The sequence below is a fragment of the Pseudomonas sp. A125 genome (genome assembly GCF_055409485.1).
In genome coordinates this window covers 183,594-202,234 of the sequence record NZ_JBUZVP010000005.1, presented here as the reverse complement: position 1 = coordinate 202,234, position 18,641 = coordinate 183,594, and the positions used below count along the sequence as shown (strand labels likewise).

General features: G+C 60.9%; 15 protein-coding genes and 1 pseudogene. 5 read left to right on the top strand and 11 right to left on the bottom strand.

All coding sequences use genetic code 11. The features are described 5' to 3' along the window. Positions 1-230: 230 nt before the first annotated feature. Genes ACZRN6_RS09255 through ACZRN6_RS09245 form a run of 3 tightly spaced genes read right to left on the bottom strand, consistent with a single transcriptional unit; the run spans position 231 to position 2,762 of the window. Positions 231-944 (bottom strand): ABC transporter ATP-binding protein, encoded by a 714-nt coding sequence (locus ACZRN6_RS09255; protein ID WP_464007776.1) that lies wholly within the window; start codon positions 942-944, stop codon positions 231-233. 2 nt (positions 945-946) lie between these two features. After that, positions 947-1,780, bottom strand: a complete 834-nt coding sequence (locus ACZRN6_RS09250; protein WP_464007775.1) for an ABC transporter permease — start codon at positions 1,778-1,780, stop codon at positions 947-949. Between the two features lie 10 nt (positions 1,781-1,790). Further along, a complete protein-coding gene (locus ACZRN6_RS09245) occupies positions 1,791-2,762 on the bottom strand; it encodes an aliphatic sulfonate ABC transporter substrate-binding protein (protein WP_322145508.1) in 972 nt (323 codons plus the stop codon). Between the two features lie 413 nt (positions 2,763-3,175). Between ACZRN6_RS09245 and ACZRN6_RS09240 the strand changes: the two genes are divergently transcribed. Continuing rightward, on the top strand, positions 3,176-3,391 hold the full coding sequence (locus ACZRN6_RS09240; protein WP_003217010.1) for a TOBE domain-containing protein: 216 nt from the start codon (positions 3,176-3,178) through the stop codon (positions 3,389-3,391). Positions 3,392-3,517: 126 nt separating this feature from the next. Here ACZRN6_RS09240 and ACZRN6_RS09235 read toward each other — a convergent pair whose 3' ends face one another. Both ACZRN6_RS09235 and ACZRN6_RS09230 read right to left on the bottom strand, forming a co-directional pair. Next, entirely contained in the window at positions 3,518-6,865 is a 3,348-nt protein-coding gene (locus tag ACZRN6_RS09235; RefSeq protein ID WP_464007774.1) for a hypothetical protein, read from the bottom strand. A 94-nt stretch (positions 6,866-6,959) separates the two neighbouring features. Next, the gene (locus ACZRN6_RS09230; RefSeq protein WP_464007773.1) at positions 6,960-8,108 is read right to left on the bottom strand and encodes a MalY/PatB family protein; all 1,149 of its coding nucleotides are present in this window, start codon (positions 8,106-8,108) and stop codon (positions 6,960-6,962) included. Positions 8,109-8,254: 146 nt separating this feature from the next. On the opposite strand from ACZRN6_RS09230, the gene ACZRN6_RS09225 reads away from it, so the two are divergent. Both ACZRN6_RS09225 and ACZRN6_RS09220 read left to right on the top strand, forming a co-directional pair. Beyond that, entirely contained in the window at positions 8,255-10,510 is a 2,256-nt protein-coding gene (locus tag ACZRN6_RS09225) for an Orn/Lys/Arg family decarboxylase (RefSeq protein WP_464007772.1), read from the top strand. A gap of 8 nt (positions 10,511-10,518) precedes the next feature. Next, on the top strand, positions 10,519-11,100 hold the full coding sequence (locus ACZRN6_RS09220; protein WP_464007841.1) for a GNAT family N-acetyltransferase: 582 nt from the start codon (positions 10,519-10,521) through the stop codon (positions 11,098-11,100). 5 nt (positions 11,101-11,105) lie between these two features. Here ACZRN6_RS09220 and ACZRN6_RS09215 read toward each other — a convergent pair whose 3' ends face one another. Continuing rightward, positions 11,106-11,999, bottom strand: a complete 894-nt coding sequence (locus ACZRN6_RS09215; protein ID WP_464007771.1) for a LysR substrate-binding domain-containing protein — start codon at positions 11,997-11,999, stop codon at positions 11,106-11,108. A gap of 175 nt (positions 12,000-12,174) precedes the next feature. Between ACZRN6_RS09215 and gspG the strand changes: the two genes are divergently transcribed. Continuing rightward, complete coding sequence (gspG, locus tag ACZRN6_RS09210) at positions 12,175-12,603, top strand: type II secretion system major pseudopilin GspG (protein WP_322145503.1); 429 nt, start codon at positions 12,175-12,177, stop codon at positions 12,601-12,603. A 4-nt stretch (positions 12,604-12,607) separates the two neighbouring features. Here the strand turns inward: gspG and ACZRN6_RS09205 are convergent, their stop codons facing one another. After that, complete coding sequence (locus tag ACZRN6_RS09205) at positions 12,608-12,844, bottom strand: hypothetical protein (RefSeq protein ID WP_010171188.1); 237 nt, start codon at positions 12,842-12,844, stop codon at positions 12,608-12,610. A gap of 228 nt (positions 12,845-13,072) precedes the next feature. On the opposite strand from ACZRN6_RS09205, the gene ACZRN6_RS09200 reads away from it, so the two are divergent. Next, positions 13,073-13,630, top strand: coding sequence for an NADPH-dependent FMN reductase (locus ACZRN6_RS09200; protein ID WP_322145502.1), 558 nt, complete (start codon positions 13,073-13,075; stop codon positions 13,628-13,630). A 117-nt stretch (positions 13,631-13,747) separates the two neighbouring features. Here ACZRN6_RS09200 and poxB read toward each other — a convergent pair whose 3' ends face one another. The 4 genes and pseudogenes from poxB to ACZRN6_RS09180 all read right to left on the bottom strand — a co-directional run bounded on the left by poxB (position 13,748) and on the right by ACZRN6_RS09180 (position 18,403). Continuing rightward, a complete protein-coding gene (poxB, locus tag ACZRN6_RS09195) occupies positions 13,748-15,472 on the bottom strand; it encodes a ubiquinone-dependent pyruvate dehydrogenase (protein ID WP_464007770.1) in 1,725 nt (574 codons plus the stop codon). Positions 15,473-15,586: 114 nt separating this feature from the next. After that, a pseudogene (locus ACZRN6_RS09190) lies at positions 15,587-15,721 on the bottom strand (2,4-dienoyl-CoA reductase); the annotation flags it as partial. 89 nt (positions 15,722-15,810) lie between these two features. Next, positions 15,811-17,931: a TonB-dependent receptor gene (locus ACZRN6_RS09185; protein ID WP_322145500.1), complete on the bottom strand. Its 2,121-nt coding sequence runs from the start codon at positions 17,929-17,931 to the stop codon at positions 15,811-15,813. A gap of 157 nt (positions 17,932-18,088) precedes the next feature. Beyond that, positions 18,089-18,403, bottom strand: coding sequence for a hypothetical protein (locus ACZRN6_RS09180; RefSeq protein WP_322145499.1), 315 nt, complete (start codon positions 18,401-18,403; stop codon positions 18,089-18,091). Positions 18,404-18,641: the final 238 nt, after the last annotated feature.

Sequence of the window (18,641 nt, the reverse complement as noted above, 5' to 3'; positions counted from 1 at the left end):
CGCCGGTTTAGCCGCGACGGGGCAGGGACGCCCCGTCGCGGCGGCCCGCGGAGTAATGCCTTCGTTCGGGCACACCGAGCCTAAGCGAGGTGCCGAGTGGTGGGGCAAGAGCCTTTTGGTTACTTTTGGGCTCCTTTCAAAAGTGACCCGCCGTAAGGGCGGAACCCATACAAGCCATCACCTGAATAACGGATCTGCCCCCAGCCTGACTTAGCCCCAACACGTGCCTTTCAGATCACATGCGCCCGCTGCAACTCAGTCAACGCCAGTGCCTTGAGCCGCGCCAACAGCGGATCCCGCCGATCCCGCGGATGCACCAGCGTCACCGCCAGTTCCTGGCGAATACTGCTCGGCCGGTTGTCCATCACCAGCACCCGGTCGCTCAGGTACAGCGCCTCGTCCACATCGTGAGTCACCAGCAACAGGGCGATCCCGTGGTGTTTGGCCAATTGCAGCAGCAGGTCCTGCAGCTTCATGCGGGTAAACGCATCCACTGCGCTGAACGGCTCGTCCAGCAGCAACACCTGCGGCCTTGAATACAGCCCGCGAGCAATCGCCACCCGTTGCGCCATCCCGCCAGACAATGCCTTGGGCAACGCCTGGCCGAAGCCGGTCAGCCCCACTTCGTCAATCAACTGCGCGACCCAGGCCTTGTCATAGCCGTCGTCATCGCTGAAGCCGATGTTTTGCTCCACCGTCAGCCACGGCATAAGGCGCGGTTCCTGGAAGACAAACGCGACCTCGCCACCGCCTTGCAGCAGCTCACCCTGGTAGTCCGTTTCCAGCCCCGCGACGATCCGCAGCAAGGTGCTTTTGCCGCAGCCACTGGGGCCCAGCAAACTCACCGCTTCCCGCGGCTGCAAGGCCAAATGGACGTTGGTCAGCACGGTGGTGGCGCCGAAGTTTTTACGCTCGACGCGAATATCCAGTAGCGCTTCACTCATGCTCAATGCTCCGGGCCTTGGCCGTTGAAGGTGTCGCGCCAGGCCAGGCAGCGTTTTTCCAGCGCGGCCAACAGGCCATCGCTGATCTTGCCCAGCAGGGCCAATACGATGATCGCCGCCAGCACAATATCGGGTCGTGAGGTTTCCCGGCCATCGCTGAGCAGGTAGCCCAGGCCCTTGGTGGCGGCGATCAACTCGGCTGCCACCAGGAACATCCAGGCCAAGCTCAGGCCGCTGCGCAAGCCGGTGAACAAGCCGGGCAGGGCGGCAGGCAACAGGATGCGGCGCACCAGGCGCGTGCGGCTGAAGCCATACATCTGCCCGACTTCCACCAGCTTGCGGTCGATGTCGCGAATCGCCGCGACGCCGTTGAGGTACACCGGGAAGAACGCGCCGATGGCAATCAGCACGATCTTGGAGGTTTCATCAATGCCCAGCCACAACAGCAACAGGGGTACCCAAGCCAGGCTCGGGATCGAGCGCAGGCCGGCGAAAGTCGGCTCCAGGTACGCCTCGGCCTCGCGGCTCAGGCCAACCCAGGCGGCGAACACCAGGGCCAGGCTGGCGCCGATGGTGAACCCCAGCAGTACCCGCAACAGGCTGGCGCTGATGTGTTTCCACAGTGCGCCTTCAGCGAGGTCGGTAAGGGTCACGGCGATCTCGCTGGGTGCGGGCATCTGGTAGGACGGCAACCAGCCGATGCGCACCACCACCTCCAGGATCACCAGGATCAGCACCGGCAACGCCAGGCCCTTGAGTCGCCGTGGCCAGGCGCTGCGCTGGGCGGTGATCGTGGGTGCCAGGCTCACCGGCAGGGTTTCGCTTTTGCTGCTCATGACGCTCCCCTTATGGACGAGGCAAAGCCTGGCCGAAGCGTGGGTCGATCAACTGGTCAATCACCTGGTCCACATTCACCCCACGGCGCACCAGTTCCTCAGACACCAGGATCGGCGCGGCGGCCTTGGACGACACCACGTCCTGGGCCGTGAGTAACGGGCTGCTCAAGTCGGTACGGGACAGTTGCAGCTTGGCCACGTCCAGCGGCAGGCCGGATTCGTCTGCCAGCAGCCTGGCGAATTCGTCCGGGTGCTTCACCGCCCAGTTGCGGGCTTTTTCATAGGCGCCGAGCACCTTGGCGATGGTCTGAGGATGCTCCTTGGCGTAGGTGTCGGTCACGCTGACCACGCCGTAGCTGTTGAAGTCCTTGTTGCGGTACAACAGGCGCGAACCGGCCTGGATTTCACTGGCCGCCATGTGCGGATCAAGACCGGCCCAGGCGTCCACATCACCTTTTTCCAGGGCGGTACGGCCGTCCGGGTGTTGCAGGTGCACCAGTTCCACATCGTCCTTGCTCAGGCCGGCTTTCTGCAGGCTGCGCAGGGTGAACAAGTACGGGTCGGTGCCCTTGGTGGCGGCGATTTTCTTGCCCTTGAGGTCGCTCACATTCTTGAAGGTTGAGTCCTTGCGTACCACCAGTGCGGTCCACTCGGCGCGGCTATACACATACACCGATTTGATCGGGCTGCCGTTGGCCCGGCTCAACACCGCCGACAGGCTGGCTGAGGAGGCGAAGTCGACGCCGCCGCTGTTGAGGTATTCCAGCGAGCGGTTGCTGCCCTGGCTCAACACCCAGCCGACCTTGGTTTGCGGCAGCGCTTCTTCGAGCCAGCCGAAGTGCTTGAGCACCAGGCTCACCGGGGAGTAATAGGCGTAGTCGAGGTGGACTTCAGCCGGGTCGGTTTCTGTCGCGTGGGCCACAGGTTGCAGGCTGAGGGCGAGGGCGCAGGCGCCCAGCAAGGTGTTGACGAAGGGTTTCATGGAACAGCTCCGGGCAAGGCGGGAAAGAGAAGGCTTTTCTTATATTCAGAAAATTCATATGGCATGTTCCATCATGCGTTATAGGAATATGCAGTCTCTGTGCCAGCATCTTTGCAGCGCAAGGCAACACCTTGACGTAGCAGCTGTCGAGCCTAAGCGAGGCTGCGTTCGCGGTGTGTCAGGCAGACCGCTGACGCAGCCTCGCTTAGGCTCGACAGCTGCTACGCGGAGGAGTGGTTGGGAGTGGGGAGAAGGGCACTTTGTTGAATCACTGTTGGCTGTGCAACAGCTTGCATATGTTTTTATGGAATAAATAAAGAGTTATATATTCCTTTTGTTGTTTTCACGAATAGGGCACTTTGAGTGCCTGCGCATTCGTGCGGATTGACCCAACAGACCAAAGGAAAGCCGACATGACCATTAAAGCGATCAACGTGCGCAACCAATTCAAAGGCGTGATCAAGGAAATCCTGATCGGCGAAGTGGTGTCCGAGATCGACGTGCAAACCGCGTCGGGGATCGTGACGTCGGTGATTACCACGCGCTCGGTGCGCGACCTGGAATTGAAAGTGGGCAGTGAAGTGATTGCCTTTGTGAAGTCGACCGAAGTCTCTATCGCCAAGCTGTAACGGTGTGAACCCAATCCAAATGTGGGAGCTGGCTTGCCTGCGATGACTGACGTATCTGTCGACCGATTTGTCGGCTGTTACACCGCTATCGCAGGCAAGCCAGCTCCCACACTGATTTGTGTAGATTTAGTTAAGCCGGGGCCCGCCTCCTGATGGCCGAGATCCGGGCTTCTCACCCGAAGCGTCCGGCAGTTCCTTGGGCTTTTCACTCGGGTCCTTGTAGTCCTTGTGCAAATCCCCATCCAGCCGGTTGCTCGACGAGCCGCCGCTTTGCGGTGTAGCGTCGAAATGCTCCCACTCCGATTGCTGGAAGCGGAACAAACTGTCATCGGTCGGCGTGTCGCGGCCGTGGTAATGGTGGATCTCGTAGTGGGCGTATTCGACCTTGTCCGCCCAGTTGTCCTGCAACAAGCCGTCGCCAGCCAGGTCGCGGTACCAGTCGTTTTCTTTCTCGGTGGCCTTCTGTTTTTTGTTGTGGTCGACGAAGTAGCCGATGATCCCGCCCACCACCGCCAACACCACACCCACCAGGAACAGTGGCCCGGTCAGCGCGGCCGCCGTGCCCGCACCAAACAGGGCTGCCGCCCCCAATACCCCGGCCGACGCGCCGAACGCACCGCCCGCCACCTGCAAACCACCGGCTGCCTGAGCCAACGGGTCTTTGCTGTCTACGCCGCTTTTGATCGCCAACGCGCCAAGCACGATGTCGGCAAAACCACCGGCGATATCCGTTGCCGGGCCCAGCACCTTGATAACGGAACCGGCGATTTTGGCCGATTGGGACGCGCCAAGCTTGGCCGCGCCTGCTGCCGCCAGCCCATCATCCAGGTGGCTGGCCAGGCCTTCGGTGGCTTCAGTGACAGCTTTATCACCTTCGCCAAACAGCTTGGCCACACCGTCGTACTGGCTGTCGGGAACCGCATCCAGCGCGGCGGCGATCTCCTTGCTGACCTTGGAGTCGATCTCGGTGGGCTTGCTGAAGTCGATGACTTTGCCGGCCGCGCCTTCCTTGCCCCAGATTTCCGGCAGGGTCTTGTCCAGGCCGAGGAAGTCCACCAGGCCGCCCTTGCCCAGGGCTTCGCCGATCTTGTCACCCAGCTTGACGAAGTGGCTCGCGCCGCCGGCAAAACTCAGGAAATCCTTGGCGATGGTCATGCGTTGGGCCGGGGTTTCGCCGAGCTTGCCGCCTTTGCCCACCAGTTGGTAGATCCCCGAAAACAGGCTGACACCGGCGCCCATCGAACCCAGGATGCCTTTGCTGTTGAGGGTGTTGAACACCTCGCCGAGCATGCCGCGATCCGCCACCGGGATATACGGTTTGCTCAGGGCGGTTTTCACATCGGCTTCACTGATGGTGCCGCTGTTCTTGTAGACGTCGCCGAGTTCTTCCAGGGCCTTGGTCACGGCCGAGGATTTCTCCTTGCCCTCCAGGCCTTCGTTGAGGAACTTCTCCAGCACTTCCTGGCTGCGCCGCGGCAGGTCCAGCAGGTTGCCCTTGAGCACGCCCTTGAGCAGGCCGAACAGGTCCTTGGTGGCCAGTTCCTTGTTGTCGTCGGAGATCTTGCTGGGGTCCGACAGGATTTCGTTGAGGTCGGTGGTGAGGCCGTCGGCCTGGATATTCTGCGCCGCCTTGGTAGCAGCCTCCGGGTCGAACAGCGACAGCGAGGTGAGGGTGTTGCTCAGGTCCTGCTGGGCTTCGTGGCTCTTGCCCTGTTTTTGCAGGTCCTTGAGGTAGAGCACGTAGTCGGGGTTGTTGGTCAGGTCGAGGAGCTTTTGCTTGATCTCGTCCTTGTTGGGCAGGTGGCTGATGGCGTCATCCATCTTGGCCTTGTAGTCGGCCTGCACGGTCGGGTCTTTGAACAGTTCGCCGATCTGCTCCTGCACCGCCTTGCCGTCGATGATGTCGTGCATGTCGGCCGAGGTGAGTTCGGTCTGCTTGTCATCGAACTCGCGCCAGGTGGTATTGAACGGACGCTTGGACTCTTCGTAGCCGGTGATGCCATGGCCATTCTGGTAGGCGGCCTGGGCTTCCAGGGCGCGGACCAGTTTGGCGCGCGGGTCGTCCTTGGGAATCGAGCCGTCCTTGACGCCGGCGCGGTAGGTGTCGATCAGTTCGGTGGTAGCCAGTTCGCTGACGCTTTGGGTCGGCGATTTGTCGTCGTCCTTGTCGGCATGTACGCCGGTGTCGAGGTTGAGCACGTCCAGTTCGTCGTTGCTCGGCAGGTTGTACTTGGCCCGGGTCTCATCCACCGTGCCGGCGCTCCAGGCTTCCCACTTGGCGACGACTTCATCGTAGAGCTGCGGACTGAGCTCCTTGGAGACGATGACCTTGCCTTCGCTGGTTTCATAGCGGATCAGGCCGTCGCCCAGCTCATCAGGTGAACCGAAGGTGATCTCGGTGTTTTTCAGGAAATCATTCGGCCCGGCCAGTTTGTAACCGGCGTCTTCGCTGCTGTGGATCTTGCTCCAGGTGTCCTGGGCGGTGGCCACGCTCTTGAACAGTTCCGGGCTGACATCCGCCGACACCACCACCTTGGTGCCGTCGTGGGTCTCATAGGTCAGCACATTGCCTTGCTGGCCTTCGATCCAGCCGAAGCCCTTGTAGTCATTCAGTTCCGGTGCCTTGGTGTTGGCGTCCGCGAGGGTCGAGCCATCGTTGAGCGCGGATTCTACAGCGGCCTTTTTGTCCGGGTTGGTGTAAACCTCGTGCAGGCCGGCCAGGTAGTCGAACAGCTTGGGGTTGTCGTCGCGTGCCACGACCATTTTCTGGCCGTTGCTTTCAAAGCGGATCAGGCCCGGGCCCACTTCATCCTCGGGGCCGACGGTGGTGCCGGCGTAGGGCGGCCACACTTCGTTGTCGCCGGCACGCTTGTAGCCGGCGTCTTCGCTGCTGGTAAGGCCGGTGAAGCTCTCATAGGCTTCCTTGGCTTTCTGGAATGCCTCGGGGTTGTCGCGCTGGCTGATGACAAACTTGCTGCCGTCCTGGGTTTCGTAGCGGATCACGCCGGGGCCGGTTTCGTCGGGCGGGCCGAGGGATTTGTAGTCGCCGAGTTTTTCCGGGGCCGTGGCATCGCCGCCCAGGCGCTGGTAGCCGGCGGCTTCGCTGGCGTTGACGCCGGAGAGTGCCTTGAAGTCGGCGCTGACTTGCTTGAACAGGTCGGGGCTGTCTTTTTCGCTGACGATGACTTTCTTGCCGTCCTGGGTTTCGTAGCGAATCAGGCCGGGGCCGACTTCATCCGCCGGGCCGATGGCCTTGTAGTCACCCAGGCTTGTGGGCGGTGCAGCATCCTTGGCGGCCAGCTCATAACCTTGTTCCTTGCTGGCAGCGAGCCCTTGCGCGGTCTTGTCGCCGGCCTCGACCTTCTTGTTGTTGGCGCTGTTCTTGAGCAGCACATGGAACGCCGCGCCAGACTTGGGCGGCGCGAGGGGAAGGGCGTTGGGGTCGGACGAGCGATTGAGCGGCTGGGTCGTCATGCCATGGAACTCCTGCTGTTACCGGTAGGGCGAGTCGGCAAAAACAGTAACAGCAGGGGTTCGGCGCTCGTTGCGAAAAGTTGTGAATTGCGCCTTAACGGTGACGCAGGCTACGTTCCATGCGAGCAATGCCTTCTTCGAGCATGGCCCTTGGGCAGCCGAAGTTCAGGCGCACGAATTGCTGGCTGTCGTCGCCGAATTCCAGGCCGGCGCTGAGGCCGACTTTGGCCTGTTCGAGGAAGAACCGTTGCGGGTCGTCCAGGCCCAGGGCGCTGCAATCGAGCCAGGCCAGGTAGGTGCCTTGAGGCGCGTGCATCACCACGCCGGGCAGGCGCGTATGCACGGCGTCCAGCAGGTAGTCGCGGTTGCCTTGCAGGTAAATCACCAGCGCTTGAAGCCAGTCGCTGCAGTCGCTGTAGGCGGCACGCGTGGCTTCCAGGCCCAGCGGGCTGACGCTGTCGACCATGCCGCAGCGGGCGTTGTTGAAGCGCTCGCGAATCGCGGGGTTCTGGATCACCGCAAAGCAGGTCTTCAGCCCGGCGACGTTATACGCCTTGCTGGCCGACATCAGGGTGATGGTGCGCTGGGCGATCTCGGGGCTGAGGCTCGCGGTGGGAATATGCCGACGGCCGTCAAAACACAGTTCGGCGTGGATTTCATCGGAAACGATCAGCGCGCCCTGGTCCAGGCAGGCGGTGGCCACGGCCAGCAGTTCTTCACGGGGGAAGACCTTGCCCATCGGGTTGTGCGGGTTGCTCAACAGCAGGGCACCGGCGCCGGTGAGCGCCTCACGCATGGCAGGCAACGGCGTGAGGTACTCGCCCTCGGCGCTCAACTCAAACGGCACTTCGATCTTCGGCAGGTTCCAGTGCCCGGGCGCCAGGCGGATCGGGCGATAGTTGGGGGTTTGCAACACCACCGGTTGCCCGGGCTGCACAAACGCGTGCAGTGCCATGTTGAAACCCGGCTCGACGCCTGGCAAAAACAGCAGCTCATCGGGCTGCACGCGCCAGGCGTACTTGGCCCACAGATCGGCGACGATCGCCTCACGCACGCCATCGCAGGCCACGCTGTAGCCGAGGATCTGCTGGCCCAGGCGCTGGTGCAGTGCCTGAAGCACGGCCGGTGGTGCGGCGATGTCCATGTCGGCAATCCACATCGGCAGAACGTCTTGCGGGTAACGACTCCACTTGGTGCTGCCGGTGCCGAGGCGGGAGTGGATCGTGTCGAAATCAAAGCTCATGGGGGGCTCGTGTCAGGGAGGCGGGCGTGGAATGGCGCCAATTCTAGCGCCATAAATTTTATAGGCCAGCATTTGCGCATCTTCATTCGCCACATCCGCCCCAAGCTTCTACCCTTGAGGCATACCCCTCAGGACACCCAGCGCTCATGTACAAAGACCTGAAGTTCCCGGTTCTGATCGTACACCGCGACATCAAGGCCGACACTGTTGCCGGCGACCGCGTCCGGGGTATCGCCCGGGAGCTGGAACAGGAGGGCTTTAGTATTTTTTCGGCGGTGGACTACGCCGAGGGCCGCCTGGTGGCTTCGACCCACCACGGGCTGGCCTGCATGCTGATTGCCGCCGAAGGTGCCGGGGAAAATACCCATCTGCTGCAAAACATGGTGGAGCTGATCCGCCTGGCGCGGGTACGGGCGCCGAACCTGCCGATCTTCGCCCTCGGTGAGCAAGTCACCCTGGAAAACGCCCCGGCCGACGCCATGAGCGAGCTTAATCAACTGCGGGGCATTCTTTACCTGTTTGAAGACACCGTGCCGTTCCTGGCCCGGCAAGTGGCCCGTGCGGCGCGTGCCTACCTGGATGGCCTGCTGCCGCCCTTCTTCAAGGCGCTGGTGCAGCACACGGCGGATTCCAATTATTCCTGGCACACCCCCGGGCACGGCGGTGGCGTGGCCTATCGCAAAAGCCCGGTGGGGCAGGCGTTTCATCAGTTCTTCGGGGAAAATACCCTGCGTTCGGACTTGTCGGTGTCGGTGCCGGAACTCGGCTCGCTGCTGGACCACACCGGCCCGCTGGCCGAAGCCGAGGCGCGAGCGGCGCGCAACTTTGGCGCCGACCACACCTACTTCGTGATCAATGGCACCTCCACCGCCAACAAGATCGTCTGGCACTCCATGGTGGGCCGCGACGACCTGGTGCTGGTGGACCGCAACTGCCACAAGTCGGTGCTGCATTCGATCATCATGACCGGCGCCATCCCGCTGTACCTGTGCCCGGAGCGTAATGAACTGGGGATCATCGGGCCGATCCCCCTGAGCGAGTTCAGCCCCGAGTCGATCCGCGCCAAGGTCTACGCCAGCCCGCTGACCCGTGGGCGGCCGGCCAAGGTCAAGCTGGCGGTGGTGACCAATTCCACCTACGACGGCCTGTGCTACAACGCCGAGCTGATCAAGCAGCAACTGGGCAACAGCGTCGAGGTGCTGCATTTTGACGAAGCCTGGTACGCCTACGCGGCGTTTCATGAGTTCTTCGCCGGCCGCTACGGCATGGGCACCTCGCGCACGCCCGAGAGCCCGTTGGTGTTCACTACGCACTCCACGCACAAGCTGCTGGCGGCGTTCAGCCAGGCGTCGATGATCCATGTGCAGGATGGTGGCTTACGCAAGCTGGACCGCGACCGTTTCAACGAAGCGTTCATGATGCATATTTCCACCTCGCCGCAGTACAGCATCATTGCCTCGTTGGACGTGGCGTCGGCGATGATGGAAGGCCCGGCGGGGCGTTCGTTGCTGCAGGAGATGTTTGACGAAGCCCTGAGCTTTCGTCGCGCCCTGGCGAACCTGCGCCAGCATATTGCGGCCGAAGACTGGTGGTTCTCCATCTGGCAGCCGCCGTCGGTGGCGGGCATTGACCGGGTGGTGACCGCGGACTGGTTACTGCAACCGCAGGCGGAGTGGCATGGCTTTGGCGAAATCGCCGAAGATTATGTGCTGCTGGACCCGATCAAGGTCACCCTGGTGATGCCCGGCCTGAACGCCGGCGGGGCCTTGAGTGAGTGCGGAATCCCCGCGGCGGTGGTCAGTAAGTTCCTTTGGGAGCGTGGGTTGGTGGTGGAAAAAACCGGGCTGTATTCGTTCCTCGTGCTGTTTTCCATGGGCATCACCAAAGGTAAGTGGAGTACCCTGCTGACCGAGTTGCTGGAATTCAAGCGCAGTTATGATGCCAACGTGAGCCTTGCCAGATGTTTGCCATCGGTGTTCCAGCAAGGGCCTGCGCGGTATCAAGGCTTGGGTTTGAAGGACCTGTGCGACCAGTTGCACAGCTGTTATCGCAGCAATGCCACGGCCAAACACCTGAAGCGGATGTACACGGTACTGCCGCAAATCGCCATGAAGCCGGCCGATGCCTATGACCTGCTGGTCAAGGGCGAAGTCGAGGCGGTGTCCATCGACGCTTTGCCAGGACGCATCGCAGCGGTCATGCTGGTGCCTTACCCGCCGGGCATTCCGTTGATCATGCCGGGGGAGCGTTTCACCGAATCGACTCGCTCGATCATTGATTACCTGGCGTTTGCCAGGACGTTCGATAGCAGTTTCCCAGGCTTTGTCGCCGATGTTCATGGGCTGCAACACGAAGATGACGGCAATGGTCGTTGTTACACCGTCGATTGCATCAAGGGTTAAACATGTTTATGCAAGCTGTAATGAATCCGAAGTACCCGGGCCTCAGTGTCCGGGTGGCTGACGAGGGATTTGACGCCTACGTGTGGGGTAACGACTTCAGCTTTGAGGTCAGCGCCTACGGTGTGCCGGAAATGGGCAAGCGCGTCGACCAGTGGGCGGTTGAGCGGATCGTACCGTACCGCAAATGCTACGGCATCGACCCCGAGGAGTTTGCCAGTTTCCGCGATGCCGCCGACAGCGCGGTGTTCATGGCGTACCTGGATGACCGGCCCGCGGGGCACATTGTGGTCAGCACCAACTGGAACGGCTTTGCCCATGTGGATGAACTGGCGGTGGTATTGCCCGCGCGGCGTCACGGGGTGGCCAAGGCGTTGCTGGACGTGGCGCAGTTCTGGAGCCGCAAGAAGAACCTCCCGGGGATGATGCTGGAGACCCAGAACAACAACCTCGGCGCCTGCCGGCTGTATGAGCGTTGCGGGTATGTGATGGGCGGGATCGATCAACTGCGTTATCGCGGGATTGATCCACAGACCCGTGAGGTGGCGATTTTCTGGTATCGGTTGTTCAAGTCGGAACTGGAAACGGTCTAAAGCGATCAGCCCGCGAGCAGGCTTTCGGCCTTTTCGGTGACAATCTCCAGCAATGCATTCAAGGCCGGCGATGCCTCGCTGTCCTTCAGGGTCAACGCATACAAGGTCACCGGAATCGGTGGTGACAACGGGCAGGCATCCAGCCCGGCTTCCCGCGCGCCGGTGGCGGTGAACGGGTCGACAATCGCCAAACCTTCCCCGGCCTCGACCATGCTGCGCATCATCTGGTACGTCTGCACTCGCGTTTGCACCACCGGCAGCGGGCGCAGGGCTTGCAGCTTGCTGTCCAGCAGGCGGCTGAGTGGGTCGTGGCCTTCAAGCCCGATCATTGACTGCCCGGCCAACTCCTGCAGCGCAATGTACTTCTGCCGGGGCTTGAGCCAACCATGTGGCGCGAGCAATTGCAGTTTGCCGTGGGCCAGCTGTGTGCTGTGGATTTGCGGGTGTTGCGGGTCGTGCAGGCTCAGGCCCAGGTCCGCTTCGTGAAGCAGCAGGCTTTTGACGATATCCCGGGTGGAGTGGCTGGAGAGGTTGCACGGCACGTCTTGAAAGCGCCGGCGCAGCACGGCAATCGCCTGGGGCAACAACTGATTGGCCAGCGGCGGGGTGCACAGTGCGCGCAAGGGCGGGGCATGGTGGTGCTTCAGGCTGCTGGCCAGGCGCTGCACAGGCTCAAGGGCGGCATAGAGACGGGCGATTTCGCCCTGCAACTCCTGCGCCTCACGCGTGGCCTGCAAGCGTCCGCGCACACTGGCGAACAGCATGAAACCCAGTTGCAACTCGGCATCCTTGAGCGTTGCGTCCACTTCGGCCACAGGCAGTTGCAACCATTCGGCGGCCGTGCCGAGGTGTCCGGTCTGCAAAATCGCTTGAATGACTTCGATATGACGTAAACGCATGGCCGGAGTCTATGTTCAGCGCGACGTGGATTCAATGGCTTAGGCCAGGCTGCGCAAAAAAGACCCGGCACGGGAGCGGCCCAACTAGACTTGCACGATCAAGTCCCAGGTACCTGCAACCAACAGGTCATACAAAGGGCGTATCAACCAAGGGATCCATGGGGGAGCCTGATCGATGCTCGGTAAAACACAGATGCGAGGGTTTTCGTCGTGGGATTTGCTGGTGGTACTGCTGGTGGTCGGCGTGCTGGCGTTTGCGGTGGGGCCACGGCTCTTTGGTGACGTGACCCAAGCGGAAATTGCCACGGCCAAGGTCCAGCTGAATGAGCTGGGCAAGGCGGTGGAGCAGTTTCATCAGGATGTGGGGCGTTATCCTACCGATGACGAGGGCCTGGCGGTGTTGACGGTTAAACCTGCAGGGGAAGGGCAGTGGCGGGGACCCTATCTCAAGGATGAAGACATGCTGACTGATCCTTGGGGTGTGGCCTACCAATACCACTCTCCTCCCAGCCAGGCCAAAACTCACTTTGATCTGTTCTCGTTCGGCAAGGACCGGACACTGGGAGGCGTCGGCGATAATGTTGATATCGCCTATGGGGAATAAGGTCTTATGAAGCGTGGGTCGTTGCGGATTCGCGGGTGATGATGGTGCCCGACTGAATCAATCTGAATTCATCGCCATCCAGTTTTTCTACACGATCGCCAATGGCCAGCTTGTAGGTAATGGTGGGCGCGGAGCCAGTCAGGTCGCCTTGGGGCGGGTTGGATTCCTGGAACTCATGCACCGAATAAACGCGACCTTCTGCGTCTCTGGCATGGAACTGTCCGACAAGTACTGCTGCCATCTGCTTAGAACCTCTGGAGATAAACACTCGATTTGCGGTTCTGTAGACCGTAGGAGAGCGGGGTAGTTTACCTATGGAAAAAAAATACTATTCGTTGACTTTTTCAGACATTACTTACAAATCCATCTGCGGTGTAAAGGTCCCTGGGGATTGCAAGAACGGGCTGGTGATCACGCCGCGCAGGCTCTATAACTACAAGCTCCTTAAGTCAGAAACCGGGAAACCTCAATGAGCAAGGTCTACACGATTGCCGTACTGGTCGGCAGCTTGAGAAAAGAGTCGATCAACCGCAAGGTCGCCCTGGCATTGGCCGAGTTGGCGCCCGCCAATCTCAAGTTGAACATTGTCGAAATTGGCGATTTGCCGCTCTACAACGAGGACATCGACGGTGCTGCACCGCCGGCAGCCTACAGTACTTTCCGTCAACACGTGCGTTCATCCGACGCGGTGCTGTTTGTGACCCCCGAATACAACCGTTCCGTGCCGGGTGTATTGAAGAACGCGATTGACGTCGGTTCGCGCCCTTACGGCCAAAGTGTCTTCAGTGGCAAGCCAGGTGCGGTGATCAGCGTGTCCCCCGGCGCCATTGGCGGGTTTGGTGCCAACCACCATTTGCGCCAGTCGCTGGTGTTCCTTGATGTGCCGTGCATGCAGCAGCCGGAAGCCTACCTGGGTGGCGCGGGCAGTGTGTTCGATGAGTCGGGCAAGGTGTCGGAAAAGACCAGGCCGTTTTTGCAGGCGTTTATTGATGCCTACGGTAAGTGGGTGGAAAAACAAAGCGCATAAGTAAACTGTAGGAGCGAGTGTGCTCGCGAAGGTCGGTAACGATGACGCGGGCTAGTTGAAAGCCCGCGTCGTCTTGAGGTTTTTCGCGAGCAAGCTCGCTCCTACAGTGTGCCGGGGTTATCTGAGCCAGTTGGTTTTCGCCAACTCAATCACTTCATCACCGCGCCCGCTCATTACCGCTTTGAGCATGTACAGGCTGAAGCCCTTGGCCTGTTCCAGCTTGATGCTCGGTGGCATCACCAGCTCCTGGGTGGCGGTGACCACGTCCACCAGCACTGGGCCGTCGTGGGCCAGGGCGCGGCGCAGGGCCGGCTCCAGGTCTTCGGATTGCTCGACACGAATCCCGAGGATGCCCATGGCATTGGACATGGCGGCAAAGTCCGGGTTTTTCAGCTCGGTGCCGGTGTCCAGGTAGCCTGCAGCTTTCATCTCCATGGCGACAAAGCCCAGGGATGAGTTGTTGAACACCACCAGTTTCACCGGCAGATTCAACTGCGCCAGGGTAATGAAGTCTCCCATCAGCATGGTAAAGCCACCGTCGCCAGACATCGAAATAACCTGCCGCCCCGGGAACGCTGCTTGTGCGCCGATGGCCTGGGGCATGGCGTTGGCCATCGAGCCGTGGTTGAAGGAGCCGATCAGCCGGCGTTTGCCGTTCATCTTCAAGTAGCGTGCTGCCCACACGGTAGGCGAGCCAACGTCGGCGGTGAAGATTGCATCGTCGTCCGCCAGTTCACTGAGCAGGCGTGCAACGTATTGGGGGTGAATCGGCCGGCCAGCCTTGGACGGTTCTGCCAGGTCATCCAGCCCCTGGCGCGCTTTCTCGTAATGCTTGAGCGAGGTTTCGAGGAAGCTGCGGTCGGTCTTGCGGGTCAGGCGCGGCAGCAGCGCCTGGAGGGTTTCGCTGACGTCTGCCGCGATCCCCAGGTCCAGCGTGGCGCGGCGGCCCAGTGCCTGCGGGTTGCGGTCGACCTGGATGATCTTCGCGTCGGTGGGGTAGAACTGGCGATACGGGAAGTCGGTGCCGAGCATGATCAGCGTGTCGCAGTTGAGCATGGCGTGGTAGCCGGAGCTGAAACCGATCAGGCCGGTCATGCCGACGTCGAACGGGTTGTCCCACTCCACATGCTCCTTGCCGCGCAGCGCGTGAACCACAGGGGCGCCCAGTGCGTCGGCCAGGGCCACGACTTCATCGTGGGCGCCCGCGCAGCCGCTGCCGCACAGCAGGGTGACTTTGCCGCTGTGTTCAAGAATGTCGGTGAGGCGTTGCAGGTCCTGTTCGGCCGGCAGCGTGCGGGGCGCCAGCAGGGCCGGCCATGGCTTGAACTTATCTTCCACTTCCAGCAACGACACATCGCCCGGAATCACCACTACCGCCACGCCGCGATTGAGGATCGCCGAACGCATGGCGCGGTGCAGCACGTGGGGCATCTGTTCGGGGTTGGTCACCAGCTCGATAAAGTGGCTGCACTCCTTGAACAGCTCCTGAGGATGGGTTTCCTGGAAGTAGTTCAGGCCGATCTCGGAGGAGGGGATCTGTGCGGCGATGGCCAGCACCGGCACATGGTTGCGATGGCAGTCGAACAGGCCGTTGATCAGGTGCAGGTTGCCCGGGCCACAACTGCCGGCGCACACCGTCAGTTCGCCGGTGGCCGCCGCTTCGGCGCCGGCGGCAAACGCAGCCACCTCTTCGTGGCGTACATGCATCCACTCGATGCTGTCCATGGTGCGCAGGGAGTCGGTCAGGCCGTTGAGGCTGTCGCCGGTCAGGCCCCAGATGCGCTTGATGCCCGCCTGTTCAAGAGTGGTCGCCAGTTGCTGGGCCAGGGTGATTTTCGCCATGAAGAACTCCAATCGTCAGTGAGGGTAAAAGCTGCTGATCAGTAGAGGACAGTTCCATGGCGTTGAATGCTCCCCGCTCAATGTGAAGATTTGGTCATTGCGGCGCGATATTGGCGTGATGACCTCTTGGATATCGTCCTCGGTCATCGCCTTGGGCTGGGCGAACATCTTCGAAAAGCCACCCAGGTCGAGGGATACTACCGAAGGCGCCAGCGCCTGCTGGCCGAGGTTGGCCATGGTCTGGCGCCCGGAGTTGCGGGCGGTGATCGCGACCGTCAAGGCTCACCCGGAAGGCGAGCCTTGCTTGATCAGTGGGAGCTCGCTCCCACGTGTAGAGGTTACCAGTCGACTGCATAACTCAGGCTGAACGTGCGGCCTTCAGCATTCGGGTAGGGCGCGCGGGCGTTGGCCTGGGCAAACATGTTCTGGTAGTTGCGGTTGGTCAGGTTGTAGACCCCGCCCTCCAGGCGACCCACCGGCAAGGCTACCGAACCCAACACGTCGAACAGCGTGTAGCCCTTGATATCGCGACCGTTGTTGTCGTCGAACGCAGCGTCATAGTTGGCCAGTCGCATGCCCTGCACGCGCAGGTTGTAGTCGCCGCGGTCATAACCCACGAACGCCGTGGTCTTGGCCGGTGAAATGCGCGTGGCGGGCAGGTCGATCCATTTGCCGTTCTGGTTGGTCTCGCCCTTGGCGTAAGCGTAGGTGCCGCCCACCGACCATTGATCTGTCACGTTGTAGGTCAGCGTGGTTTCCGCGCCGCGCACCCGTTCTTTCTGGTTGATCAAGCGCAGTACACGGTCATTGGCATCATAGAACTGGGTGACGTCGGAGGTGTTCTCGTAGGCCGTGACGCTGGCTTGCCACTTGTCCCAGTTGCCACGCCATCCCAGCTCATAGCTGTTGACCTTGAGGGCCTGGGCGTTGAGCTTCTGGATGTCGAAGGTGCTGTTGACGTCACGCAGGAAGCGCTGGATATCCGGCAGGGAAAAGCCCTGGCTGAAGTTGGCGAACACGTCCTGGTTTTCGCTCAGGTGGTACACCGCGCCGAGGTTGTACAGGGTGTCGTTGTATTTCAGGGTGCCACCGGGAAGGGTCGCACGGTTGCCGGTCTGGACGATTTCACCGTAGGCGATGCTGTCGGAAATCTCGCTGTCGATCCATTCGCGACGCACGCCGCCGCGCAGTGTCCAATCACCAATGTCGTAGGACAGTTGACCGAAGATCGCCTTGTTGGTGGTGGTGATGTCCGGCCCCAATTCAAAGGTAGTCCCGGTCTTGGTGTAGCTCAGGCCATTGACCCGGTATTGGTCGCCGCGTTGGGTTGAGGTTTCGTGATTGTAATCCGCGCCCCAGACCAACGAGCCCGTGGCTGGGCCGATATCCGGCATGGCGGTTTCGATGGCGGCCCGCAGGCCGTACACATCCTGCACGCTGTTGTTGTCGGAAACCCCGGCGCGCCCCCGTGACAGGTCCGGGAAAAACAAAGCATCGGCGCGCCGCCAGTAGCTTTCCACCTGCAGGCCCTGGCCGTAGAAATCCTTGTCGGTGTAGTTGAGGTTGACGGCCTGGTTGTGGGTGAACGGCTGGTCATCCAGGTCCAGGCCTTTTACGGCGACGGCTTGGCTGGTGATGCGCGGGTTCTTGGTGTAGTCGGTGTCTTGCTGGTCTTTGTAGTCCTGCAGCGACAGGCTGATCTTCTTGTCGGCATCCAACTCGTAGCCGAAGCGACCTTGCAGGTCGTAGGTGTCGGTGTCCATGTTGCTGCCCTGGGACGTGTCCTGGGGGATGCGGTGCCCGTTACCGTCAAACTGGTCGTTGCGTTGCACACCGTTGGCCGACACGTACCAGTCGAGTGCGTCCTTGCGCCCGGTAGCGCTTTGGAACACGTCGTAGGCGAAGCCCTTCTTGTTGAGGTTGTTGCCGGACGTCAGTCCGACCTTGCTGCTGAAAGCCAGGTCTTCGCCTTTGTTGCGCTTGGTGATGATGTTGATGATGCCGCCGGATGCGCCGGCACCATAGACACTGCTGGCGCCGGAGACCACTTCGATGCGCTCGATGCTCTCCGGGGCGATACTGTTGAGCTGGCGGAAGTTGTCTCGCGTCGAGTTCTGCGAAACCCCGTCGATCAGCACCAGGGTGTTACGCCCGCGCAGGGTCTGGCCGAAGTTACTCATGCCGCCGGTGGCGGGAGAAATGCCCGGCACCAGTTGGCCCAGAATGTCCGAGACGCGTCGCCCGGCGCCGGTTTGCTGGGTGATCTGTTGTTGATTGATCACCTGCACAGAGCCGGGAATCGAGGCGATGCTGGCCTCGGTGCGGGTGGCGGACACCACCACTTCCTGCAACTGCATGGCGTTGGACGTGTCAGGCGCCGTCTCGGTTTGATCGGCCCACGCCGGGGTGCTCAATGAGCCGATTAAGGGCAATAAGATAGACAGTTGGATTTTTTTCATTTTTTTCTTTTTAAGTGTTGAGAAGTGTTGGCAGAAGAAAACGGCTGGTAATGCAGCCCATCCATTTACTGGCGACGGCGGTGAAGGCCAGGGTCAGTGCGCAGGCTACGGCCCGACAGCAAAGGGTCGAAGCGCGGGCGGGTGTGGTCGCAAAGGGTCACCTGCAGCGGTGGTGATTTTCGTACTCAAGTGCGTCTGCGCGCAGTAACCCATCACGAAACAGCGCCTGGATCAAACGTTGCAAGCTGCGCTCGGCAGCGGGTGCCAAGGTGTTGATCAGGGAGTCGAGTGTGATGCGATGGGGCTGCAAGAGGGGAGTGCCACGTGCCTCGCTCCAGCGAGTCAGTAGCAATTGCGGTTTTGTGCTGTATTCGTACGTCAAGTGGTAGTCCTTTTGCGCAGCCTTGAGTAAAAAGCAGGCGGAGGATACCCAGTTAAAATGTGTAAACCAATGATAATCATTGTTATTCACAGCTTGACGTTTACAGTCTGATACATTTTGCGCAGGTTTGTGGCGTCTGGCTGAACCGCTCTAGCCCTTGGATTCATTGGCCTTTGCGAGTGGTTTCAAGGCCCTGAGGGAGTACTCCGTATCGATGTGTAAATATCTCCTGAGCACATAGACGACTGTTCTTACAGTCCATATTCAGACTATGCCGCAGTTGCCCCATTTTTTCAGCAGGCACAAAAAAACGCCGCGTACCTTGCGG